The following is a 24,689-nucleotide window of genomic DNA, read 5'->3' on the forward strand; positions in this document are numbered from 1 at the left end:
GCAGAAAAGTTTGACTTAGTTTTTAAACTACAGTATAAACACACCAGATTTCCTATATTCTTCCAGTCTTATATCTTCTGGTTCCAGATTGGTAACTATAGTATCTAATTGATTTAAATCGCAGACAACATGCGGCATTTTGGTATTTAATTTATTAGAAGAAAACATTGACACAACCTTATCAGAAGCTTCTATCATTGCTTTTTTAACCATTGAGACTTCATAACCAACTTCTGTCAGTCCCTGTTTTATATTAATACTGCTCGCTCCTATAAAACAAATATCGGCCTTAATTTTTGATACAACCTGAATTACATCTATACCAATTGTAACCATTGCGTTTTTCTGCATTTTTCCGCCAATAAATATTAAATCTATATTAGGATGCTGAGACAGCTGCATTGCGATTGGAAGACTATACGTATATATTGTAGCTTTTAAATCTGAAGGAATAAGTTTTGCAAATACCAAATTTGTACTTCCGCCGCTCATTATAATAACCTGGTCGTCATGAAGTAACGACAATGCTTTTGTTACGATCTGTTTTTTTTCTTCTTCACCAGAAATATGAATATCAAAAACATCTGCAGATTTTTCTTGAACCTGCACTGCTCCGCCATATACCTTTTCCAGTAGTTTCTTACTATCAAGTTCGTTTAAATCCCTTCTAATGGTATCTTCAGACAAATCCAGAGCCAAAGCTAAATCAGTTGTGACAACTTTCTGTTCTTCAACAAGCTTAGTCATTATATATTTATGTCTTTCGGCTTTCAGCATTTTTTAAAAAGTTAAAATTCAGGACAAATATATCAAATAATTCTATTGAAAGCGTAGGACTAACCAGAAACTGCAATAGTTTGCGTTTTTTAATTTTAAAAGTGAAAGCAGAAAAAATTAACATATAAAATCTGCGTTATTTTGCGTTATTTAAGTTAATTTTTGAAATATTTTGTAAAAAACTGCATTTGTATGCAATAAATAAATATATTTGCTCAACAACCATTAAAAAAACCAAATAATCATGAAAAAATTATTTCTTATTTCATTGTTGGTTTTGTTCATTCAAACAACATTTGGGCAGACAAAAACAATTACTGGAAATGTAAAAGGCAAAGCAGACGGAATTCCAATTCCCGGAGTTACTGTACTGATTCAGGGAACATCAAATGGCACAACCACCGATTTTGATGGAAACTACAGTATCAGCGTCGCGCCAGGACGCAGCCTTGTTTTTAGCTATATGGGTTTTGAAACCTCTGTAGTTAAAGTAGAAGGACAACAAAAAATTAATGTTGCTCTTTCTGAAAGTACTTCAAAATTAGACGAAGTTGTAGTCGTCGGATTTGCTTCTCAAAAGAAAACAAATTTAACCGGAGCTGTTGCTTCAATCGATGTAGCCAAAACAATTGGAAGCAGACCGCTTACAGATGTAAGCAAAGCTCTGCAAGGAACAACACCGGGTGTAAATGTTAGTTTTAACTCTGGAAATATTAACCGTACAGCCAACATTAATATTCGTGGTGCCGGTACTATTAATGGTTCTGATGCTCCTTTAATATTGGTTGACGGAGTACCGACAGATTTATCACTTATTAATCCAAATGACATTGCCACAATGTCTGTACTTAAAGATGCTGCTTCGGCTTCTATTTATGGAGCTCGTGCTGCTTTTGGTGTGGTTCTTATTACGACTAAAGGAGGTAAAACAGGTGAAGGCAAAGTGAGATTTTCTTATTCTGCTAATACTGCTTTTACTAATCCAATTTCTACTTTAAAATTCTTAGATCCAACAGAAGAAATTCCGGGATTAATCGCTGCAGGTACTCGTACTGATGGTGCTGTACCGGAAATTTTTGGTGCAAACTACAATACTTTATTAGCCGGAATTAAAAACTGGAAAGAAAAATATGCAAATAATCGTACTAGTCATGAAATGGTTTATGGTGAAGACTGGGAAATTAAAAATGGTACGCCTTATTTCTACAGAGTTTGGGATGCTAATAAAGAATTATATGCAAGCAATGCTCTGCAAACAACACATAACTTATCTGCACAAGGTAATTTAGGAGAAAAAAGTTCTTTCTTCGCTTCTATTGCCCTTACTAACCAAGAGGGTATGTTAAGAGTAAATCAGGAACAAAGACAAAGAACCAATATTAACTTAGGTTTCACTACTAAATTAGCCGACTGGTTAACTGGAGACTTCAAAGTAATGACAATTAACAGTACTTACGATCAGCCGTTTAACTACTATGGCGGTTCTGGTACAGATGATACCAGTTATGGAGGTTATTTTGGTTATGCACTTCGCTGGGGACAGTATTTTCCAAACTTTGGAACGTATAGAGGATATAATTTCCGTACTGCGGGAGGATATATTTCTAATGCATCAAGAAACGAAAACATCAAACGTAATAACAGGCTGAGTGCTAAATTAACAGCAGATATTACCAAAGATTTTAATGTTATAGCCGAAGTAAGTAATGTAACTGAATTCTATAACAGAAAGCAAAATGGCGGTAAATTCCTGGCTTGGGACAGCTGGTCTGCTATGCCTTATGATGCAACTACAATTCAGACTGCTACACCTGCAACTCTTGAAGCAGGAAATGATTATGTAGCACAGTCAAAATCTGAGTCAACTACAAATGTGGTAAACATTTATGGTAACTACAAAAAACAATTAGGCGGTCACAATTTTAAAGTTTTAGGAGGTTTTAACTCAGAGTGGCAGGATTTCTCTCGTAATTATGCAAGAAGAAATACACTTTTAGACAAAACAAAACCAGAATTTAATCTTGCGGTAGGAGAACAATTTGTTTCTGGTTCTGCAAATACCTCTCTTAATCCAGCAGAAACAACGTATTCAATCGCAGGTTTCTTTGCTCGTTTAAATTATGATTACAACGGAATTTATTTATTAGAATTAAATGCCCGTTACGATGGTTCTTCAAAATTCCCTACTAACGAACAATGGGGATTCTTCCCTTCTGCTTCTGTAGGATATAAAATTGTGAATGAAAAATTCATGGAAGGTACACGCAGCTGGTTAAACGACCTTAAACTTCGTGCTTCTATTGGATCAATTGGAAACCAAAACGTAGGAAACAATGCGTTCTTATCTATATTAAATTCAACTAATCCTTCATGGGTAAACAGCGGTTCTACACTTCCTCCTTCTACAGGATTGCCAACAAACGTTGACCCTGCTTTAACTTGGGAAAAAGTATATACTAAAGATGTAGGTATCGATATTAAAATATTTGACATGTTAGGCGCTTCTTTTGACTGGTACCAGCGTGATACAAAAGGAATGCTTGCTCCTGGTATAACACTTCCGGGTTCATTTGGCCAAAGTGCTGCTCAAACTAATTCTGGAAACATGAGAACCAGAGGCTGGGAATTGTCTCTAAACTTCAACAAACAATTAAGCGAAACAGCTTCGGTATTTGTTGATGTAGCTTTATCTGATTACAAATCTGTAATCACTAAATGGAACAATACTTCTAAACTATTAGGTTTAGTTACACCAACTACATATCCATATTATGATGGTTACGAAATTGGACAAATCTGGGGTTTAACCAGCGACAGACTTCTTCAGGCTGATGACGTAATCACGAATAATGGCAAAACGGTAAATGGTGTTGATTACTCTAAAACAATGGTGGGTAACTTTAAATACGGAGCAGGAGATGTTCATTATTTAGATCTTGACGGCGACGGAGTTATAAGCCGTGGTGCAGGAACTGCAGACGATCACGGAGATTTGAAAAAAATTGGTAATACAACGCCGCGTTACAAATACGGTATTACTTTAGGTGGAAAATACCGCGGATTTGATGTTTCTGGTTTCTTCCAGGGAGTTGGAAAACGTGATTACTGGGCGGCTTCAGATGCTGTACTGCCTTTCTTCCGTGCACCACAGCAAATGTATGCAAACCAGGCTGATTACTGGACGCCAGAAAACACTGATGCTTACTGGCCAAATCCATATTATGGAAACGAAGCCAATACACTTGGCTCAGGTACTGCGGGTTCAAACAACTTTGTTACTTCAACAAGATATTTATTAAACATGTCTTATTTGCGTCTAAAAAATGTTACTCTTGGATATTCACTTCCAAAAGAACTTGTACAAAGAGCACGTTTAGAGAAAGTGAGAATTTATGCTTCGGGTGAAAATTTAGTGACTTGGGCTGACAAACGTCTTCCTGTTGACCCTGAAATTGATGAAACAGAAGTTTTCTGGGGAAGAGCTTATCCTTATACCAAAACAGTATCTTTTGGTGTTGAGCTTTCTTTCTAATCCTAACAATACAAAACTTTTACAATGAAAAAATCAAATATAAAATCAAGATTTCTGCTTCTATTTGCTGTTGCTGCAACATCAATGACCGCAGTAAGCTGTTCAGATTATCTTACAGATGATCCTGCAGATAAATTTACAAACGATAACTTTTGGCAGTCAGAAGACAACGTAAAAACATTTTCGTGGGTAAACTATGATACTTTTTACGGTTATGGTAACGGAACAACAATCGGGCTTTCTTTTTTCTATTATCATGGAAGTGATTACAGAGTAGATGATAACTTGTCTGCCTTTACATTCTATCAAATGCCGGTTACAGCTGCCACTACCAATGTTTATTCATGGAACGAGTACTACACGCTTATCCGCCGTTGTAACTTGATGCTGGATAAAATCCCTACGGTGCCAATGGCTCAGGAAAAAAAGAACCACTATATTGGAGTTGCTAAATTCTTTAGAGCTTACACCTATTTCCGTTTAGTGCAAAAATTTGGTGATGTTCCTTACACAGATAAATTTTTAGCTCAGGCAGACGCAGAAGTATATGCTCCCGCAAAACCAAGAGCAGAAATTATGGATAAAGTAATTGCTGAATTACAAGAAGCGGCAGACTTAATGCTTGCAGCAGATGATAAAAACGTTACTGTTAACAAATACACTGCTTATGCTGCTTTAAGCAATGCCTGCCTGTATGAAGGAACATATAGAAAATACCATTTAGGACAAGATGGAAGTGTTTATCTTAACAAGGCAAAAACAGCTTCGTTAGCGATCATGAACAATCCTTCATATAAATTAAATGCTGACTGGAAAGGACTTTATAACTCAGTTGAATTACTTGGAAATACAGAAGTTATATTGGCTAAGCGTTACTTAACAAACGTATTAATGCACTCTCTTCAAAACTATACAAATACCTCAACTATTCAGTACGGTTTAACAAAATGGGCTGCAGACAGCTATGTAACAACAAATGGATTGCCAATTCAGCAGACTGGAAACAGCCAGTTTACAGGAGATGATACTGCTGCAAAAACATTTGCTAACAGAGATCCGCGTTTTGGTAAAACTGTAAATCCTGCTAATTATGGTTACAAAGGAAAACCTTTTGGTACAACAGCTTTAGTTTCAATGTCTGGTTATGTATTCGAATTGTACAACAATCCGGCTACAACTGGTCCTGATGTTACAACAGGAGGACGTAACTATACTGATGCGCCATTATTTACCTTAAGTGAAGTATATTTAAATTATGCTGAGGCTTGTGCCGAATTAGGAACTGCTACAAACTCAGATCTTGATTTATCTATCAATAAAGTACGTACTCGTGCCGGAATTGCTCCTTTAACTACAGACGGAGTAAATGCTTCTGCTGGTGGTGTGCAAATTAACGACCCAAGAAGAACTTCTTCTTTAGAGCAGTTAACCGGAGTAGTAAATCCATTAATCTGGGAAGTTCGTCGTGAGCGTCAAATCGAATTTATGAGCTGGACAACTTTAAGACAAGCTGATATTTACCGTTGGAAAAAAGGTGATTATTTAGATACTAATAAAAACCCTGATGTAAACTTAGGAGCAAGAATTGGAACTCCTGTTGGATCACAAACTGTGGTAGATGCAAACGGATACGTAAAAATTTATCCTGTCAGCACCAGAACTTTTGAACCAAAGCATTATTTAATGAATATACCTACAAACGATATCGACTTATACAAAGCTCAGGGTGTAGAGTTAAAACAAAACCCAGGCTGGTAATTCGAAATTCATAATAACATTTTGCCCCTCCCAATATTAAAACTGCCTCCGGAAATTAAACTTACCGGAGGCAGTATTTAAAAATCTTTTTTCAACACCAGTTGAGACAAAACCAACTAATAAATTATAATCTGACCAAAATCAGTCAGATATTTATTTTCTACAAACCACACGACAACAATCAAAAAACATCAAAAGCAATCAAATAATAATCTAATTTTATTTAGTCAATTTTTGTCTTAACTATAACTGTAATAAAAATGATAAAATTCATAGCAAAAAGTGTTCTTATTGTAACTTCTTTCATATTTACATCTTCTTATTCTAATTCGTTTTCAGCAGTTGCAAAAAATAACACATCAGAAACAAATCCGCCCGCAATAAAAACCGGAGCCGATAATTATGAGAAATATTTACCACTTTTAAAGAATGAAAAAATAGGAATTGTAACCAATCAAACTGGTATTTTGTCTGACAAAACCCATTTGGTCGATTTTTTATTAGAGAAAAAAATTGCAGTACAAACCATTTTTGCTCCTGAACACGGATTTAGAGGAACTGCCGATGCAGGCGAACATATTGTTGACGGAAAAGATCCTAAAACCGGATTATCTATCATTTCTCTTTATGGAGATAATAAAAAACCAAAACCTGAACAGTTAGCCGGAATCGATATTATGATTTTCGATTTACAGGATGTCGGCGCTCGTTTTTACACTTATATTTCTTCTTTGCATTATGTAATGGAAGCCTGTGCAGAAAACAATGTACCGCTTATAATTCTGGATCGCCCAAATCCAAACGGAAGTATTGTTGACGGTCCGCTTTTAGAAAAAGAATTTACAAGTTTTGTAGGCATGCACCCTATTCCGCTTCTTCACGGAATGACGATTGGTGAATATGCGCAGATGGTAAACGGACAAAAATGGCTGAAAAATGACGCGCAATGCAAACTGACAGTAATTCCATGTGTAAATTATAAACGAACAATGCCTTATAGTTTATTGATAAAACCATCTCCAAACCTTCCAAACGATCAATCTATTAACTTGTATGCAAGTTTATGTCTTTTTGAAGGAACAAACGTGAGCATGGGACGCGGCACTGAAAAACAATTTCAAATTTACGGTTCGCCTTACTTAACAAAAACCAATTTCAGTTTTACGCCAAAACCAAATTTTGGTGCTAAAGATCCGCTTTATAACGGAAAAGAATGTTTTGGCGAAGATTTAACTTCTTATCCTAAACTAACCCAATTAGAATTAAAATGGCTCATCAAAGCCTATCAAAACACCAGCGATAAAACGAAATTTTTTAATGCTTTTTTTACCAAACTTGCCGGAACCAAAAAACTGCAGCAGCAAATTGAATCGGGAGTTTCAGAAAAAGACATTCGTGCAGGCTGGAAAAAAGACCTGGAAGCTTTTCTAATCATGAGAAAACCTTATCTGCTCTATTAAGCACAGCTTTTAAATCTCCCCAAATCATTACAAACCGACTACTTTACACAAAAGTAGAGGAACCTCATACAAAATATCGAAATCATAAATATCAAAATCTGCTGTTTCAAAATCAAAAAAGAAAAGAAAAATGAAAAATAAAAATCCTGAAACTGAACAAGAATCTTTCTACAAAGACTTGGATCAAATGAGCGTGAAAGAACTTCTTACTAACATCAACACAGAAGACAAAAAAGTACCCCATATTATTGAAGAACAGATTCCGAAAATTGAAAAATTGGTTAAAGCAATCGTAAAAAAAATGCAGCTTGGAGGCCGATTATTTTATATTGGAGCTGGAACTTCGGGACGTATTGGAATTTTAGATGCATCAGAATGTCCGCCTACTTTTGGCGTACCGCATGATATGATAATCGGAATTATTGCCGGAGGTGACACTGCCATTCGCAAAGCAGTTGAAAATGCTGAAGATGATACAGAACAGGCATGGAAGGATTTAGCCAAGTTTGAAATTTCAAGTCTGGATATGATTATCGGAATTGCAGCTTCTGGAAACACACCGTATGTTTTGGGAGCTTTAAAAAAAGCGAAAGAACACAATATTAAAACAGGGAGTATTTCCTGCATCAGCAACGGACTTATTGCTCAGGAAGCTGATTATCCAATTGAATTAATTGTAGGACCTGAATTCTTAACCGGAAGTACGAGAATGAAAGCTGGAACGGCTCAAAAACTGACTTTAAACATGATTTCTACTTCGGTAATGATAAAACTGGGAAAAGTAAAAGGCAACAAAATGGTCGATATGCAGCTGTCTAACGAAAAACTGGTAAAGCGAGGCATTAAAATGATTATGGAAGAACTAAACATTGAGTATGACTTAGCCGAAGAATTACTGCACAAACACAAAAGCGTACGAGCTGTTTTATTAGCTCAAAACAAAAATCAGGAAATCTAAAAACTGCAGTATTTAATTAAACACATAGAAACATAGATCTAACACTATAAAAAAGGCGTTTTCACTTATTTAAACACACAGAGACAGCTATGAGTTAGAAACATGTTTCTTTTTAAATTCTTTACACATATAAAACCTATGTTCCTATGTGTTAAATATTTTTTTTATGAATTAATCCAATACGTTTTTATAGATTTATACAAATCAAAAACTGAATTTTCATTTTTTGAGTTTTTAACGGCGACCTGACGGATTAACAATCTGTCAGGTCAAATTAAAATCCGTTATTTGAATAAATTATAAAAAACCAAAACCACCAAAACTACAAAATGACACCAACTACCATTCTTCTCCTTATCATCGTTTATTTCGGAACCTTATTCTATATCTCACACAGGGTGAGCAGAAAAGACAGCGGAAATGATGCTTTTTTTACAGCCAATAAAAACTCCAAATGGTATTTAGTTGCTTTTGGAATGATTGGAACTGCTCTTTCCGGAGTAACCTTTATATCCGTTCCCGGAGAAGTTGGCGCACCAAGCGGTGAACAATTTAAATATTTTCAGTTCGTTTTAGGAAATGCTCTTGGTTTTATTGTAATTACAAAACTATTGCTGCCGTTGTATTACCGAATGAACCTGACTTCAATTTATGGTTATATTGAACAAAGAATGGGGCTTTACAGTTACAAAACTGCTGCTTCTATTTTCTTAATCAGCAGAACCATAAGTTCAGCATTCAGGCTTTATCTTGTTGTAATTGTATTGCAGCGTTTTGTATTCGATTATTTTCATATTCCATTTGCCCTGACAGTATTAATCTCTTTACTTCTTATTTTTTCTTATACGTACAGAGGCGGATTAAAAACGATTATTATTACTGATACTTTACAAACGTTTTTTCTTGTAACATCGGTTTTCCTTACTATTTATTTCATCTGCGACCGTATGGACTTAAGTGCTGTCAGTGCATTCGAAGAAGTAAAAAACAGCAACTATTCTAAAATATTTTTCTTTGATGATTTCTTCGGAAGCAAATTCCATTTTGTAAAACAAATTTTAGGCGGAATGTTCGTAACCATCGCCATGACAGGTCTGGATCAGGATTTAATGCAAAAAAACCTGAGCTGTAAAAACATTGGCGAAGCACAAAAAAACATGTTCACTTTTACAGGAATCTTTGTAGTTATTAATATTTTCTTTTTAAGTGTTGGTGCTCTATTATATATTTACGCTAATAAAAACGGAATCGCTATTCCAACTGATTTGGTTACAGGAAAACCCAGAACCGATTTACTTTTTCCTGAAATTGCCTTAAATCATTTAGCTGTAGTTCCTGCCATTGTATTTTTACTGGGAATTATCGCGGCGACTTTTGCTACAACAGATTCGGCATTAACAGCTTTAACAACTTCTTTTTGTGTTGACTTTTTAGGAATGGATAAAAGTGAAAATACCAAAAAAAATACCGTTAGAACCAGACATTTGGTACACATCAGCTTTTCAGTATTAATTTTCTTTGTCATTATTATTTTCAATACCATCAACGACAGTTCTGTTGTGGGAATGATTTTCAAAGTTGCTTCTTATACTTACGGACCATTATTAGGATTATATGCTTTTGGATTGTTCCAAAAATCAAGACATGTAAACGATAAGTTAGTACCGTTTATTTGTCTCTTGGCTCCTTTTCTAACCTATTTAATAAATGAAAACTCGAAACTGTTATTTTCAGGATATGTTTTCGACAATGAATTAATCGTACTGAACGGATTAATTACCTATTTAGGGTTATATATTACAAGTTCTCGAAGCCATGAAAAAATAAGTTTTTAATCGGTTTAAAAACGTAAATAATTTACCCAGCCAATTGACGTTTAAAACAAAACTTCAATTGATTCAAAACAAAATAATATGAAAGATTACATCATAAAGATCAGCCTTTGTGCTTCATTTTTATTTTTAATCACCAATTGTGCTGTCAAAAAAAACAACGCAGTTACAGATTCAAAAAAAGACATTCCGTTAAAAGATACCATTGTTTACAAAGAAGATAAATCAGAGAAAAAAACCTTTTTCAAAGATTCTGATAAAGAAACGGCATGGGTTGACAGCATTTACAGCAAAATGCCGCTTCGCGAAAAAGTAGGCCAATTATTTATGGTTTCGGCTTATTCAAATAAAGATTCCGTTCATGTCAATCAAGTTTCAAAGTTAATTGAAGAATACAAAGTAGGAAGCGTTATCTTTTTTCAGGGCGGTCCGGTTCGTCAGGCAAAATTGACCAATTTATATCAGTCAAAAGCAAAAGTACCTTTGTTCGTAGGAATCGATGCCGAATGGGGATTAGCCATGCGTTTAGATTCTACATACCGCTATCCGTGGAATATGACTTTGGGTGCAATTCAGGATTTAAAATTAATTGAAAAAGTGGGCCGAAATATGGCCAATGAAAACAAGCGAATTGGCGTTCACTTCAATTTCGCTCCCGTTTTAGACATCAATACCAATCCTAAAAACCCTATTATCGGAAACCGTTCTTTTGGCGAAGACAAAGTAAATGTAAGTGAAAAAGCCATTGCGTTAATGAACGGAATACAAGGGAACGGCGTTTTCTGCACCGGAAAACATTTTCCCGGACACGGCGATACAGCAACAGATTCTCATCATGCTTTACCAACCGTTAATTTTTCTAAAGAACGTCTTGATTTAGTCGAATTATATCCATACAAACGAATGTTTGATGAAGGTTTGGTTTCTGTAATGGTGGCACACCTTAATATTCCAAGTTTAGAACCAATTCCAAATCTGCCATCTTCGGCTTCTTATAATGTCGTTACCAATCTGCTTCAAAAAGAATTAGGTTTCGATGGTTTAATTTTTACCGATGGTTTAGCCATGAAAGGAGCAGCAAATTTTAAAGGTCCCGGCGATTTAGAAATTGCGGTGCTTTTGGCTGGAAATGACATTTTATTGTGTCCTGAAAATGTTCCGGTTGCAGTTCAAAAATTAGAAGAAGCTTATAACAATAATATTATAACCGAAGAACGTTTAGCACATTCTGTTAAAAAAATTCTGCATTATAAATACAAAGCCGGACTAAATCATTACAAGCCTATTGATATGGCAAACATTTACAATGATCTTAATCCGCCGCAAAATGATGCACTGCATTATCAATTGTATGAAAATGCCGTTACTGTTTTAAAAAATGAAAAGGAAATACTTCCTATAAAGGAACTGGATCAAAAAATTGCCTATATAAAATTAGGCGACGATACAAACAGCACTTTTATTTCTACCTTAAAAAAATATACAGAAATCACAGAGGTCAAAGATACCAATCTTGACAGTCTGAATAAGGAATTGAAAAAGTTTGACAAGGTTATCATCAGTTTTCATAAAGTAAACAAACCTTGGGAAAAACAAGAATTTACATTAACTGAAATGCTTTGGCTGAAAGAAATAGCCAAACACAACAAAGTAATTCTGGATGTTTTTGCAAAACCATATTCATTATTGTCAATTACTGATTTTGATGATATTGAAGGTTTAGTGGTTTCTTACCAAAATTCAGATATAAGTCAGGTAGTTTCTGCCGAATTACTTTTTGGAGCAATAGATGCCAAAGGAAAACTGCCGGTTTCGATTAATAATTCTTTCAAGGTAAATGATGGATTGACAACTGAAAAACTAAATCGTCTGGCTTTTACAGCTCCTGAAAATGTCAATATGAATCCTGCCATTCTTTCAAAAATTGATGCTGTCGCGCAAAAAGCAATCGACGGAAAAATGGCACCGGGAATGCAGGTTTTGGTTGCGAGAAAAGGAAATGTGATTTTCCAGAAATCATACGGATCTCAAACCTACGATAACGGAAGAAAAGTGACCAATACTGATTTGTATGATGTGGCTTCAATCTCAAAAATGATTTCGACACTGCCAAATGTGATGCAGCTGTATGATAAAAACAAAGTGACGCTCGATACGAAGTTGAAAGATATGGTGCCTTTTTTTGCTAAAACAAACAAAGAAAACATCATTTTTAAAGACCTGTTAAACCATTACGCAGGACTTCAGGCATGGATTCCGTTTTACAAAGCAACATTAGACAGCAATACTAATCCTTCTGAAAAATACTATCGAAAAACAGCCGAAAATGGCTTTACAACAAAAGCAGCGGACAATCTTTATATTCGAAATGACTATCACGACACGATTATGAAAATTATTGCCGATAGTCCTGTATCTCCTAAAATTGAATACAAATACAGTGATTTTACTTTCATCATTCTAAAAGAATATTTAGAAAGAAAAACACATAAAAAACTGGAAGATTTAAGCAAAGAGAATTTCTACAGCACGCTGGGAATGAATTATACGCTTTACAATCCGCTGGATAAATTCGAAAAAAACAGCATTGCTCCTACTGAAATCGATAATTATTTTAGACATCAGACTATTCAGGGTTATGTTCATGATATGGCAGCAGCAATGGAAGGCGGTGTTGCAGGCCACGCCGGAATTTTTTCTAATGCGATGGACGTTGCTAAAATGATGCAGCTGTTTTTACAAAAAGGAAATTATGGCGGTATTCAGTATTTTTCACCGCAGACTTTCGATGCTTTTAATACCTGCTATTACAAAGACAAAGGCGTTTTAAGAGGTTTGGGTTTTGATAAAAGAATTGGTAAAGACGGACCAACCTGCGGCTGTGTTTCAGAATCTAGTTTTGGTCACACCGGATTTACCGGAAACATGGCTTGGGTTGACCCCGAAACTGAAATTGTGTATGTATTTCTATCCAACAGAACCTATCCAGAAGTAGTTAATGATGAAAATAAATTAGCCAAAGGAAAAATCAGAGAAGAAATTCAAAAAATAATACAGGAAGCAATAATAAAATAATTCAAGCCAAAAGTCTTGCTTCTTTATTCTGTCTTCTTCAAAAAATCTAACATCTAAAATATTAACCCAATGACAAAAGAACGTTTAACCTCGCTGGATGTATTTAGAGGATTTACTATTTTATTGATGACGATAGTAAATAATCCCGGAAGCTGGTCTTCAATATATCCGCCGTTAGAACACGCCGAATGGCACGGCTGTACACCAACTGATTTAGTATTTCCTTTTTTTGTTTTTATAATGGGAACTGCAATACCATTTGCAATGCCGGTAAAATATTTTGATGGAGCGGTTTTTAATAAAATTTTGGTTCGTTCACTGCGAATTTTCTGTTTAGGATTGTTCTTGAGCGTTTTCAGCAGAATCCATTTATTTGGTCTCGAAGGAATTCCGTTATTAGGAGTAAGACTGGTTATTGCATTTGCAGTCGCTTATGCCCTTTTAGGAAACTTTTCGATAAAAGTTAAAACCATTCTTGCAGTTGGAATTTTTATTATACTGCTTTCTTTAGCGTTTAGTGGTCTTGAACATTTTGAAGATACCAGAATACCGGGCGTTTTACAGCGAATTGCAATTGTCTATTTCTTTGCTTCTATTCTATATCTAAAAACAAATTTAAAAACACAGCTTGGGGTTGTGGCGTCAATTTTAGTTATTTATTATCTTTTAATGGCTTTTGTTCCCGTTCCGGGATTTGGTCCGGCTAATTTTGATAAAGGAACTAATCTTGCAGCGTGGCTGGATAACTTGGTTTTAAACGGACATTTATGGAGCGTTTCTAAAACCTGGGATCCGGAAGGAATTTTAAGTACACTGCCTGCTATTGGCACTGGAATTCTTGGAATGTATATTGGCCAGTTATTGAACCTACAGACAAACAGGACTGAAATTCTAAAAAAGACAGCAGTTACAGGAGTTATTTTGTTAATTGGAGGTTTGCTTTGGAATATCATTTTTCCAATCAACAAATCACTTTGGACTAGTTCTTATGTATTGTACACTGCCGGAATCGCAACTTTGTGTTTAAGTTTATTGTATTATATAATCGACATTCAGGGTTATAAAAAATGGGCTAAACTGTTTTTAATCTGGGGAGTAAATCCTATGATTGTGTTTTTCTTTTCGGGAATAATACCGAGGGTTCTTGGTTCTATTCAAGTTCAAAATCCGGAAACAGGCGGAGAAGAAATCAGTGTATTAACTTTAATTTACAAACATGGAATTGCGCCTTGTTTTGAAAATCCATTAAATGCATCATTAGCTTATGCGCTTTCATACGCTGTTTTCTGGTCGGTAATACTTTGGATTTTCTATAAAAAGAAAATGATTTTTAAGGTTTAAGGTTTTCAAGCCGAGAATATTTCGTTTCTTCTCACAACAAAGATTATGGTAAAATTGAAACATTTTTTCGGATTCCTGTTTATAGTATTTCTCTTTTCTTGTTCATCAAACAATAAGAAAGTCAATTCATTATCAAATATTGATTCTGTTGAAATACATCCAGAGTTTAAAAAATATTTTAACAATTGCAATGTCGAAGGCGCATCTGTCATTTATGATAATAACAACCATAAATGGATTTTATCTGATACTATTAATACTAGAAAAGAAACACTTCCGGCATCAACTTTTAAAATCATTAATTTGCTTATTGCCTTAGAAACCAAAACTATTTCTAGTGAAAATGAGATTGTAAAATGGCCCGGAAGTATTGACACGATTAAATACGATTATCGCCCGGATATTTATCATGATATCTCTGTAAAAGAAGCTTTTGAAGTTTCGGCAGGCTGGGCTTTTATTGAATTGGCCAAGAAAATTGGAAAACAGAATTATCAAAAATACCTCAAACTCTCCCATTATGGAAATCAGGATCTCTCGCAGACTGATGCCGATTTTTGGAATTTCGGCGCTTTCGGAATTTCTCCTGTTAATCAGGTTGAGTTTCTAAAAAAACTATACGAAGAAAAACTTCCGTTTTCTAAACGAAACATCGAAATCGTAAAAAGAGTTATGATTTCTGAGCAAAACAGCGGCTATACAATTCGCTCAAAAACTGGCTGGACGAGAGAAAACGAAATCAATACCGGCTGGTGGGTTGGTTATATCGAAAATAAAAATGGAGTTTACTTTTTTGCCACACGTCTTTTACAAGACAGAAAAATGAATCGATCTGATTTTGGGAATTGCAGAAAAGAAATCACAAAATTTATTTTTAGGGATTTAGATATTGTAAATTAAAATTTGTTTATGGTAAACAAAAAAGGGAAGACATTAAACGTCTTCCCTTTTTATATAACTAACCTTTATAATTTAAAAACTCACAAATTTTACACCTGCGCTAAACCATCTTGACGGCAACGGAAAAGCTCCAACTTCAAAATAAGTTGTATTAAAAATATTTTGAGCATCTACGAAAAATGTAAACTTTTTAACTGACTGACTTACTCTAAAATCATTAATCCAGTAAGAAGCTCCTGTAACTCTTTCATTAAAACGAGTGGCAAACAAAATTGAAAAATCTTTATGCTGGAAATCAATTGTGTTTGTAATTTGATGTTTTAAAGAAGAAATCAAATATTTAGAAAATGGTTCAGAACGAGTGTCTTTAAATTTCGAATCTAAATACGAATAACCTAAAGTGAAATTTAATTTAGAATCTGCAGAAAAATCAATTCTGTAACTGCCGCGCATATTGATTCCGTTTGTAATCAAATCGCCGTAGTTTTGACTCTGCCACGGCACCGCTGTAGTCATACGGGTCCAATCGATATAATTGCTGATTTCTCTGTAGAAATAATTCACATTAAGATTTAAATTCTTTCTGTTGAATTTAAACCCAACTTCACTTTGAAAAGCATTTTCAGAATCAAGATCAGGATTTCCAATATTTCCCGGACGCTGGTTTAAATATAAATCTGTAAAAGACGGAATTCTTTGGCTTGTGCCGATGTTTCCAATAATTTTAAATTCATCCGTTAATTCATAACTCGCATCAATTCCAGGATAAATCTGCCATTTATAATCTGAATTGTAATTTAAATACGTTCCTACATTCACATTTAATTTTTCAAACAAATACGTTCTGTATTCGGCATAAATTCCAACATTTTCGCGATCGTGATCTCCAATATTAGACGAATGAATATCTTCGTTTCTAAATTCGGCACCAAAACCAATTTCACCGTTTTCTGTTTTAATAGACGAGTTTAATTCTGCTGCAATAGAATTCGTATAGTGCTGGCTTCTTCCTGCATTTAAATTTCCGTTTCCTAAATACCTGTAATCGTCATAATTATATCTGTAGGTAACTCTCGGCATAATTTTCCATCTGTCTGTAATAGCATGTCTGGATTGAATATTGGCAAAAGTAGTCTGGACTATTTCAGTAGAATTTCTGTCGCCCGGTGCAGCGTAAAATCCGTTGGCACCAAATCCGTTTTTAACATATCCAAATGAACCTAAAATTTCGTTAGAATCATTGATCTGAACATTTCCCTGATACAATAATTTATTGTTTTCAAAACCCGTATTGTAACGGTATCCGTTGCTTTTATCATGCGATGCAAAAATCGAATGCTGTTGTTTTTCTTTTCCTAAAACAGCTCCGGCCTGAATACCGGTTCCGTAAAAAGTATCGCCTGTGTTTTCTGTATCTTTTTCAAAATTAGAACCTGCGTAAGTACTTACCATAAAACCTGAATCGGTTGTTTTTTTGGTAATAATATTAATGGCTCCAGTTAAACTGTTAATTCCAAAAATTCTGGCAGCCGGACCACGCAAAACTTCAATTCTTTCAATAACTTCTACCGGAAGAGGCAGATTTAACATATTATGAGCCGTTTGCGAATCAATAATTTTGGCTCCGTTTAGCAAAACTACTGTTTGTTCAAAGCTTCCGCCGTCGACACTTACGTCGGCCTGACCGCCAAAAGGGCCTCTTTGTCTAATATCAACTCCGTTAGCATATTGCAATACTTCCTGTAAAGTACGGCCCGGTAATTTTTTTATTGTTTCGCTGTTTATAACGTATACGTTTCTGTTTTGTTTAGAAATTGGTGTGCTTAAACGGTTTTCGTTAATAATCACTTCATCAATTTCTATTATAGAATCCCTTTTGGTTTGGGCATAAAAATTTGTGCAAACTAATGTAAAGACTGCAAAATAGATTTTTTTCATTTTGGTTTAAATTTTTTGCAAAAGTAGTATCTTGCCGTACTAATAAAGTATACCAGTTTTGTAATTATGAGTAGTCCGGTTGAAATTCCTTTTAAAAGCTTCATCGAGCTTAAGCCCAAAGAAAATACGGCAATCTATCTGCAAATCGTTTTTGAATTTATAAAAGCGATACAAACTGGATTTCTTCCCGAAGGAACAAAACTTCCCGGCACGCGTATATTATGCAGACAGCTTTCTGTAAACCGAAATACGTTAATTAAAGCTTTTCAGGATCTGGAATCACAGGGCTGGATTGAAACTCTGCCAAATAAAGGGACATTTATATTGTCTCAGCATAAGCAAAAAAGCAAAGATGAATTTATTGCTCCTTCCAATCAAAAACATTCAGAAAATAATATTGGATTTACTTTTAAAAAATCAACAATACTTGAAAACCCAACAGAAACCAGTACTCTTCCGTATCAGTTTAATGACGGAATGCCTGATTTAAGATTGGTTCAAAATGAGATTTTGGCCAGATTGTATGTTTCAAAATTAAAAAGGCAGAAAACTTCTAAAACTTACGAGCAGATTCAGATTCAGTCGCACTTAAATTTTAAAACTCATTTTTCGAATTACTTAAATCTTACGCGGGGTTTACGTATTTCTACATCAAATCTGCTTACGGCAAGCAGTCATGAAATTAGTTTGTATCTGGTTACCAAAGCGCTTATTTCTCCGGGTGATAAAGTTGTGGTCGCTTCGCCGGGTTATTATATTTCAAATATGACTTTGACTAATACCGGAGCACAGATTATTACAATTCCCGTTGATCAGGACGGAATTGATACGAACCGATTAAAGGAGATTTGTAAGGAAACAGAAATCAGGATTTTGTACCTGACTTCAAATTATCATTATCCTACTACGGTTTCTTTAAGTGCTAAAAGACGAATGGAAGTTTTGGAATTGGCGAATCAATATGGATTTGTGATTTTAGAAGACGATTACGATTTTGATTTTCATTACGATAATAATCCAATTCTGCCTTTAGCTGCATTTGATTCTAACCAAAAAGTAGTTTACATAGGCTCTTTTGGGAGATCGCTTCCGTCGGGATTTAGTTATGGATTTGTGGCCGCGCCTTCTGAATTTATATTGGAACTGGAAAAACATCAAAACATTCTCGAACCCGGAATTGATGTTCTTAAAGAGCAGGTTTTATCTGAATGGATTAATGAAGGCGAAGTGCACAGACTTTCAAAAAAGAATAAAAAGATATATAAAGAACGTCGGGATTATTTTGTTTCCTTATTAAATGAAAAATTAAGTTCTAAAATTAAATTTAAAGTGCCGCTTAGAGGATTAGCCGTTTGGATTGAATGGCTTGATAAATTTAATTTAATAACGCTTCAAAAAGAATGTGCTGCAAACGGATTGTTTCTGCCTAAAACCATTTTGTACCAAACCAAAGACCTTACGGCTACACGTTTAGGATTTGGACATTTAGAAAAAGAAGAAATGGAAAAAGCGGTTTCGATTTTATGTGAATCGGCAGAAGCGATTTCAAAATAAATTACGCAATAAACCCGACACGTTTCAAAACCTGTCGGGTTTACACATTTACAATGTTATATTACGAAACAGCATTTTTAATCCTGTGTTTATTAAAAACGATAAAAACAATTCCAACAATTACGATTAAGGAAATATTTGCCAATCCTAATAAAAACTGGCTTTTTACAGTATATAAATTTACAAAACTATAGCTGAAAAGTGCACTTACCATATAGGCTCCTCCGCCAGTTAATCCGCTGGCAATTCCGGCATTTTTTGAAAATCGGCTTAAACAGTAACTAAGAACAATATTATATATAAAACCGCCGCAGATATTTAGTCCCATAGTAAAGATTACTAAAGTATAAATATTACTTTCTAAAGAAGATGTAAAAATCATCAGCAAAGCCAAAATAAGCTGTATTGTAATGGCGGTTCCAACTTTTTTTGCCAAAGGCTTCTGAAGCATATTTTTAGCTGTAATACCGCCAATCATAACCGATAATCCAGATAATAAAGCACTGTAACCCGTTGTTATGGCCGAAAAACCAAAAATACGTTCTATTATAAAGGGACTCGATAAATTAAACATTATTACTATCGCAAAAGTGATTCCCAGAATTACAAATCCCAGCGTAAAATCGGCAGATTGCAGCATATTAGAATAAGTTTTTGAAATAGATTTTAATTTAAACGGATGGAATTCTTTAATAGTTTCTCCGCTGTAGCGAAGTTCTAAAAGCAGAATAAGAAATGATAATAACCCAAGGAAATAAAAATTGGATTTCCAGCCAAAACTATGCTCTAAATAACCGCCCAAAAATGGGGCTATAATAGGCGCACTAGCCCAGATTATAGAAAACAGGCTAATGTAACTTTTTAATTTTTCGCCTTTAAATAAATCTACAAAATAAGCTCGTTTTGCAATTACAATAAATGCAATGGCAATTCCCTGAATAATTCGCATGGCATATATTATATAAATATCCGGAACAAGTGCAATTACAAAACTGGCAATTGAAAATACGGCAAGCGAAGCAATATTGATTTTAAACCGACCAAAACTGTCTAATATACTGCCAATAAAAATCTGGCTTACGCCGAGGCTGAACATAAAAAATACTAATGTAAGCTGAACAGCAGATGCCGAAACATTTAAATCTTTTGCCATTGCCGGAAGCGACGGCAGATAAACATCGGTTGCAAAACCGGATAACGGAATTAAGGCCAAAGCCAATATGGTGCTGAATCCTTTATGATCCTCTTTTAAATTTCTCATTCTTATTAAATTAATTATTACAAAATAGACCAATCGGTCTAAAATATTTCAAAAAAAATATGTTAGATAACATATCTTTCAAAATCATTTTTAATGCTTTCTAAAACTATTTTCATCTGATCGTTATTATCAAAAACTTTTCTGCATAAAATAGCGCCTTCAATCCTTGTAAAAGCATTTGTGCCAAATTTTTCCGGGTTGATCTCTGCAGACAATTCTTTGTTTTCGATTCCTGATACAGCTATATCAGAAAATCTTTTTTGTGCAGAAAGAATGGCTTTTTTTACCTGCTCTTTTATAAACGGGTTTGTATCGTCTGCTTCTACTCCAAAATTTAAAATCGGACAGCCGTCGGTCATATTATTTTTGTCCTCATAAACTGATAGAAGATTAAATAATTTTTCTTTTGCTGTTTTTCCCTGCGAAACCGCATGGTCTAGTTTTCCGGCTAATTGAGATCTTAAATACAAAAACGATTCTTTGCAGATTTCTTCTTTGTTTTCAAAATTTCCGTAAATCCCTCCTTTAGCCAGTTTTGTAGCTTCCATAATATCAGAAAGAGAAGTTCCGGCCATTCCTTTTTTATTAATAATAGGAGCCGTTTTTTCAATTATAAACTGTTTCGTACGTTCTGCTTTGCTCATGATCATTCAGTTTGAAAGTGCAAATTTAGACCGATCGGTCTAAATTTGCAAGTTTTTTTTAATTTATTTCAATAAATCCTTAAAAATCAATAGATAACAAAGCGTATCAAGTCTTATAAATTTCGATTTATTTATATAAGAAAGGGAATTTTGAAAATAAATAGTACCTTTTGAAACGTTTTATTCTAACCTCAACTTCAATTATGACGACAGATATTCTAGAATTACATGATTGTATTGTTTTAATCGAGCATTCGAATACCACAAAAACAATTGTTCAAAAATGTGAAATCGACGGCGATGCGCTGGGTTTTGCTTTTTATGGTTCGGGAAATGTTGAGTTAGAAATTAAACACAATAAACAGACTAAATATCTGGTAAATACAACAGGGCTGGCAATTTGTTTTTTTGGAAATCAAAAAGTCGAATTCTCACATAAAATTGAACCCGACAGACCTTTGCAGTCTATCAGTATTTTTACTAAACTAAAAAATCTCAATTCTTTACCGCAGGCCGAAAAAGAGATCTTCGAAAATCATTTACCGCAATTATTAAATCCAAAAGAACATTTTGTAAAAGGCCCGTCGTTTTACATGACACTCGAAATGCAGCTGGCGGTTCAAAAAATATTCAATACAACCTACACCGGAAATACACGTTTGTTGTTTTTAAAAAGTCAGGTCAATGAACTTCTGGCACATTTTTATGCGCTTTTAGCTTCTGAGAAAAAACTGGATTTGTCTGAAACAGATAAAAACAAACTTTTTCAGGCCAAAGAAATTGTTACTATCAATTATTCGACACCGCCGTCTATAACACAGTTATCACAAATGGTTGGACTCAACAGCAATAAATTAAAGAAGAATTTCAAGGAACTTTTTGGGATTCCGGTTTTTAAATTTGTTCAGGAAGAACGATTAAATAAGGCGTATGAACTACTCCGCGAAAGCGGAAAAACAGTTCAGGAATCGGCTTGGGAAGTGGGTTACGAAAGTTTGAGCTCTTTTTCGAATGCTTTTTATAAAAAATTCGGCATGCGTCCCAACGATGTAAAACAGCAGTTCTTTTCAAACAAATCATAATTCCTTTGCGACAAATGATTGTTTTTTAATCTCAACAAATTTGTATCAGTAATCATCATTAAAAAACTACTGATATGAAAAAGAAAATTTTAGTTCTGGGATCTAATGGAAAAACAGGACGCAGAGTTGTAACCAGATTAGAAAATAATCCAGATGTTGAAATTCGTTTAGGTTCACGAAACGAAAAAATTCCGTTTGACTGGGAAAATGCTGAAACCTGGAAAAATGTTGTAAAAGATATTGATACGGTTTATATAACTTTTCAGCCGGATCTTGCTGTTCCTTTTGCTGCAGAAGCTATAGAAAATTTCACAAAACTTGCAGTAAAATCGGGAGTAGAAAAAATCGTTTTACTTTCGGGCAGAGGCGAAAAAGAAGCTCAGGTTTGCGAGGAAATCGTAAAGAAAAATGCCAAAAACTGGACAATTGTCCGTGCGAGCTGGTTTAATCAAAATTTCAGCGAAAGCTTTTTCTTAGATCCAATTCTTTACGGAATCGTTGCCTTGCCAAGAGCCGAAGCACTTGAACCTTTTACAGATGCGGATGATATTGCCGATGTTGTTACAGAAGCTCTTTTAGACGAAAATCATAACGGAAAAACGTATGAATTGACTGGGCCAAGATTGTTAACTTTTAAAGAAGCGGTAAATGAAATTGCTAATGCCAGCGGCAGAAATATTAGTTTTCAGGGTTTAAGTTTAGAAGAATACACGCAGATGCTGAAAGAATATCAGATTCCTGACGATCATATCTGGCTGGTAAATTATCTTTTTGAACAGGTTTTGGACGGAAGAAACTCGAGCGTTACTTCAGACATTGAAAAAGTTTTGGGAAGAAAGGCGAAAGATTTTAGCGCTTACGCGGAAGAAACAGCCAAAACCGGAATCTGGAATCCTGAAAATTAAAAAGATGAAATACATCAGAGCCATTTTTTCGGGTATTTTGGTTTGGATTGCGGTTAGTTTGTCTTTTTATATTTTAGAACAAATTCTATTTGTAAAAGATTCTTTTTTCTGGCAGTCGTTTATGGTCACAATTTGGATTGTATTTTTCGCCATTGGTTCTGCGAAGTTTTATTATTCGAAAAATTACAATATGAGCGGTTTGCAGCTTGGCATTATAATGTCGCTTACCGCTTTATTTCTGGATATAATTATTACAGTTCCTTTTGTAGAAATTCCAAACGGAAGAAGTTCTGAAAGTTTTTTTACCACTCCCGTTTTATGGATTCTGGCTTTTGTAAATGCATTTTCAGTCTTTCTCTGGGAAAAAGGGAGCAAAGTCAAGAAATCAGTCAGCTTATAAAAACTTTTTTTATTATTATTTATCAAAACTTATCAGAAAAAGGAAAGACTGCCTGACGTTTTTCCTTTTTCTTTTGGTTTAAATTTACCCAAAAACACCTCTTAAAGCCTTAAATTTCCTAACATTTAGTTAAAAATTGAAGCTGAAACGAACTTAAAACAGCCCCTAGAAGATTTATTTATGTCAAATTAAGTTCAAATTATTCGCTACAGGCTTTAAAAGAGAGAAAATACTTATAAAATATAAAGACAGCTGTTTAATGAGCTCATTTTTGCATTAGTTTTACATTGAAATTTTTTAAATAAAAATACAATTAATACAATATAGTCATTAATGGAAAAACCTATTCAAATTCTTAGTGCTTATGAGTACAAGTTACAGTTTTTGCCATGTATAAACAGTGTTACTTTACAAGATAAATCACAGCTTCAATTGTATAAAATAGAAGAGTATCTTAAACAAATTGTAATACCGGTTGCTCCTTACAGAACCTCTTTTAATTTTTTATTATTTGTTTCTGAAGGTTATGTAAAGCAGCAGTTAGAATCAGAAAATCACTTAATAGGTCCTGGACAAATATTAAACATTAAACAAGGCAGTATTACGAGAACTCATGAATTGTCTCCCGATGTAAAAGGTTTTTATCTGATTTATGAAAATGATATTTTATCCTCTATTTCTTTAAGCAGGCAGGACCAAATTTTTCTTACTTCAGATCCTGTTATTCTGCTTCAGGAGAGTGCTTACAACTGCATGGTCAAGACTTTTGAACTTCTGGATGCTGAGCTTCATACAGATTATGTACAGGAGGAAATATGTCTGACTTTTTTTAAGGCAATTATGCTTAAAATCAGCAGACAGACTTCTCATAAACCATTATTATCTATGGCGAGAGAACTTTATATCACTTATAAATTTAGAGAGAAACTGCAACAAGAGCATAAGGAACATAAAAATGTTATTTTTTATGCCCAGCAGCTGAATATTTCTGAAACTTATCTCAACAAGTGTATCAAGAAAGCAACCGGAAAACCTCCTAAACAATGGATTAATGAAATATGCGTGCAGCACAGTCAAATTCTGCTTCGTGATTTAGGACGCGAAATTGCAGATGTGGCTTATGAACTGAATTTTCATTCTCTATCACATTTTTCAAGAGTTTTTAAAAAAGTAACTCATCTGTCTCCATCAGAGTTTCGTTTGCAGGTATTAAATCAATACTAGTTAACATAGATAAAAAAAAGGGAATTCGGCTCGATTGGCAGAATTCCC

The 24,689-nt window shown here is 34.5% G+C and carries 17 protein-coding genes; 13 read left to right on the plus strand and 4 right to left on the minus strand.

Going from position 1 to position 24,689, the window contains the following annotated elements; all coding sequences use genetic code 11:
• Window positions 1-27 precede the first annotated feature (27 nt).
• On the minus strand, window positions 28-777 hold the full coding sequence (locus PQ462_RS17720; protein ID WP_274251003.1) for a DeoR/GlpR family DNA-binding transcription regulator: 750 nt from the start codon (window positions 775-777) through the stop codon (window positions 28-30).
• A 244-nt stretch (window positions 778-1,021) separates the two neighbouring features.
• Here PQ462_RS17720 and PQ462_RS17725 point away from each other — a divergent pair, with 244 nt between their 5' ends.
• The 8 genes from PQ462_RS17725 to PQ462_RS17760 all read left to right on the plus strand — a co-directional run bounded on the left by PQ462_RS17725 (window position 1,022) and on the right by PQ462_RS17760 (window position 15,633).
• Window positions 1,022-4,309 carry a SusC/RagA family TonB-linked outer membrane protein gene (locus PQ462_RS17725; RefSeq protein ID WP_274251004.1) on the plus strand — a complete coding sequence of 1,096 codons (3,288 nt, stop codon included), beginning with the start codon at window positions 1,022-1,024 and terminating at the stop codon, window positions 4,307-4,309.
• Between the two features lie 24 nt (window positions 4,310-4,333).
• Window positions 4,334-6,067 carry a RagB/SusD family nutrient uptake outer membrane protein gene (locus PQ462_RS17730; RefSeq protein WP_121360454.1) on the plus strand — a complete coding sequence of 578 codons (1,734 nt, stop codon included), beginning with the start codon at window positions 4,334-4,336 and terminating at the stop codon, window positions 6,065-6,067.
• 260 nt (window positions 6,068-6,327) lie between these two features.
• Window positions 6,328-7,527, plus strand: coding sequence for an exo-beta-N-acetylmuramidase NamZ family protein (locus PQ462_RS17735; protein ID WP_274251005.1), 1,200 nt, complete (start codon window positions 6,328-6,330; stop codon window positions 7,525-7,527).
• A gap of 130 nt (window positions 7,528-7,657) precedes the next feature.
• Window positions 7,658-8,485: an N-acetylmuramic acid 6-phosphate etherase gene (gene murQ, locus PQ462_RS17740; RefSeq protein WP_274251006.1), complete on the plus strand. Its 828-nt coding sequence runs from the start codon at window positions 7,658-7,660 to the stop codon at window positions 8,483-8,485.
• Window positions 8,486-8,814: 329 nt separating this feature from the next.
• Window positions 8,815-10,320: a sodium:solute symporter gene (locus PQ462_RS17745; protein WP_274251007.1), complete on the plus strand. Its 1,506-nt coding sequence runs from the start codon at window positions 8,815-8,817 to the stop codon at window positions 10,318-10,320.
• 78 nt (window positions 10,321-10,398) lie between these two features.
• Window positions 10,399-13,392, plus strand: coding sequence for a glycoside hydrolase family 3 N-terminal domain-containing protein (locus PQ462_RS17750; RefSeq protein ID WP_274251008.1), 2,994 nt, complete (start codon window positions 10,399-10,401; stop codon window positions 13,390-13,392).
• Window positions 13,393-13,461: 69 nt separating this feature from the next.
• Window positions 13,462-14,733, plus strand: a complete 1,272-nt coding sequence (locus PQ462_RS17755) for an acyltransferase family protein (protein ID WP_274251009.1) — start codon at window positions 13,462-13,464, stop codon at window positions 14,731-14,733.
• Between the two features lie 45 nt (window positions 14,734-14,778).
• Window positions 14,779-15,633, plus strand: a complete 855-nt coding sequence (locus PQ462_RS17760; RefSeq protein ID WP_274251010.1) for a penicillin-binding transpeptidase domain-containing protein — start codon at window positions 14,779-14,781, stop codon at window positions 15,631-15,633.
• A gap of 72 nt (window positions 15,634-15,705) precedes the next feature.
• Here PQ462_RS17760 and PQ462_RS17765 read toward each other — a convergent pair whose 3' ends face one another.
• Window positions 15,706-17,571, minus strand: coding sequence for a TonB-dependent receptor plug domain-containing protein (locus PQ462_RS17765; RefSeq protein ID WP_274251011.1), 1,866 nt, complete (start codon window positions 17,569-17,571; stop codon window positions 15,706-15,708).
• A gap of 66 nt (window positions 17,572-17,637) precedes the next feature.
• On the opposite strand from PQ462_RS17765, the gene PQ462_RS17770 reads away from it, so the two are divergent.
• Entirely contained in the window at window positions 17,638-19,125 is a 1,488-nt protein-coding gene (locus PQ462_RS17770) for an aminotransferase-like domain-containing protein (RefSeq protein WP_274251012.1), read from the plus strand.
• Between the two features lie 61 nt (window positions 19,126-19,186).
• On the opposite strand, the gene PQ462_RS17775 is transcribed toward PQ462_RS17770, so the two are convergent.
• Window positions 19,187-20,386, minus strand: coding sequence for an MFS transporter (locus tag PQ462_RS17775; protein ID WP_274251013.1), 1,200 nt, complete (start codon window positions 20,384-20,386; stop codon window positions 19,187-19,189).
• 62 nt (window positions 20,387-20,448) lie between these two features.
• Complete coding sequence (locus PQ462_RS17780; RefSeq protein WP_274251015.1) at window positions 20,449-21,030, minus strand: TetR/AcrR family transcriptional regulator; 582 nt, start codon at window positions 21,028-21,030, stop codon at window positions 20,449-20,451.
• Between the two features lie 203 nt (window positions 21,031-21,233).
• On the opposite strand from PQ462_RS17780, the gene PQ462_RS17785 reads away from it, so the two are divergent.
• The 4 genes from PQ462_RS17785 to PQ462_RS17800 all read left to right on the plus strand — a co-directional run bounded on the left by PQ462_RS17785 (window position 21,234) and on the right by PQ462_RS17800 (window position 24,641).
• Window positions 21,234-22,112: a helix-turn-helix domain-containing protein gene (locus PQ462_RS17785; RefSeq protein WP_274251016.1), complete on the plus strand. Its 879-nt coding sequence runs from the start codon at window positions 21,234-21,236 to the stop codon at window positions 22,110-22,112.
• Window positions 22,113-22,186: 74 nt separating this feature from the next.
• Window positions 22,187-23,017, plus strand: a complete 831-nt coding sequence (locus tag PQ462_RS17790; RefSeq protein ID WP_274251018.1) for an SDR family oxidoreductase — start codon at window positions 22,187-22,189, stop codon at window positions 23,015-23,017.
• A 4-nt stretch (window positions 23,018-23,021) separates the two neighbouring features.
• The gene (locus PQ462_RS17795) at window positions 23,022-23,417 is read left to right on the plus strand and encodes a DUF5367 family protein (RefSeq protein ID WP_274251019.1); all 396 of its coding nucleotides are present in this window, start codon (window positions 23,022-23,024) and stop codon (window positions 23,415-23,417) included.
• A gap of 333 nt (window positions 23,418-23,750) precedes the next feature.
• Window positions 23,751-24,641: a helix-turn-helix domain-containing protein gene (locus PQ462_RS17800; RefSeq protein ID WP_121360445.1), complete on the plus strand. Its 891-nt coding sequence runs from the start codon at window positions 23,751-23,753 to the stop codon at window positions 24,639-24,641.
• The last annotated feature ends 48 nt before the right edge of the window (window positions 24,642-24,689 follow it).

The organism is Flavobacterium sp. KACC 22758 (assembly GCF_028736135.1).
Lineage (GTDB): Bacteria > Bacteroidota > Bacteroidia > Flavobacteriales > Flavobacteriaceae > Flavobacterium > Flavobacterium johnsoniae.

What these genes read in the sequence shown, in the direction of transcription:
- PQ462_RS17730 (WP_121360454.1), top strand. Translation starts at nt 4,334, where the DNA reads ATGAAAAAATCAAATATAAAATCAAGATTTCTGCTTCTATTTGCTGTT.
- PQ462_RS17760 (WP_274251010.1), top strand. Translation starts at nt 14,779, where the DNA reads ATGGTAAAATTGAAACATTTTTTCGGATTCCTGTTTATAGTATTTCTC.
- PQ462_RS17745 (WP_274251007.1), top strand. Translation starts at nt 8,815, where the DNA reads ATGACACCAACTACCATTCTTCTCCTTATCATCGTTTATTTCGGAACC.
- PQ462_RS17720 (WP_274251003.1), bottom strand. Translation starts at nt 777, where the DNA reads ATGCTGAAAGCCGAAAGACATAAATATATAATGACTAAGCTTGTTGAA.
- PQ462_RS17770 (WP_274251012.1), top strand. Translation starts at nt 17,638, where the DNA reads ATGAGTAGTCCGGTTGAAATTCCTTTTAAAAGCTTCATCGAGCTTAAG.
- PQ462_RS17785 (WP_274251016.1), top strand. Translation starts at nt 21,234, where the DNA reads ATGACGACAGATATTCTAGAATTACATGATTGTATTGTTTTAATCGAG.
- PQ462_RS17725 (WP_274251004.1), top strand. Translation starts at nt 1,022, where the DNA reads ATGAAAAAATTATTTCTTATTTCATTGTTGGTTTTGTTCATTCAAACA.
- PQ462_RS17790 (WP_274251018.1), top strand. Translation starts at nt 22,187, where the DNA reads ATGAAAAAGAAAATTTTAGTTCTGGGATCTAATGGAAAAACAGGACGC.
- PQ462_RS17795 (WP_274251019.1), top strand. Translation starts at nt 23,022, where the DNA reads ATGAAATACATCAGAGCCATTTTTTCGGGTATTTTGGTTTGGATTGCG.
- murQ (WP_274251006.1), top strand. Translation starts at nt 7,658, where the DNA reads ATGAAAAATAAAAATCCTGAAACTGAACAAGAATCTTTCTACAAAGAC.
- PQ462_RS17755 (WP_274251009.1), top strand. Translation starts at nt 13,462, where the DNA reads ATGACAAAAGAACGTTTAACCTCGCTGGATGTATTTAGAGGATTTACT.
- PQ462_RS17735 (WP_274251005.1), top strand. Translation starts at nt 6,328, where the DNA reads ATGATAAAATTCATAGCAAAAAGTGTTCTTATTGTAACTTCTTTCATA.
- PQ462_RS17750 (WP_274251008.1), top strand. Translation starts at nt 10,399, where the DNA reads ATGAAAGATTACATCATAAAGATCAGCCTTTGTGCTTCATTTTTATTT.
- PQ462_RS17800 (WP_121360445.1), top strand. Translation starts at nt 23,751, where the DNA reads ATGGAAAAACCTATTCAAATTCTTAGTGCTTATGAGTACAAGTTACAG.
- PQ462_RS17780 (WP_274251015.1), bottom strand. Translation starts at nt 21,030, where the DNA reads ATGAGCAAAGCAGAACGTACGAAACAGTTTATAATTGAAAAAACGGCT.
- PQ462_RS17765 (WP_274251011.1), bottom strand. Translation starts at nt 17,571, where the DNA reads ATGAAAAAAATCTATTTTGCAGTCTTTACATTAGTTTGCACAAATTTT.
- PQ462_RS17775 (WP_274251013.1), bottom strand. Translation starts at nt 20,386, where the DNA reads ATGAGAAATTTAAAAGAGGATCATAAAGGATTCAGCACCATATTGGCT.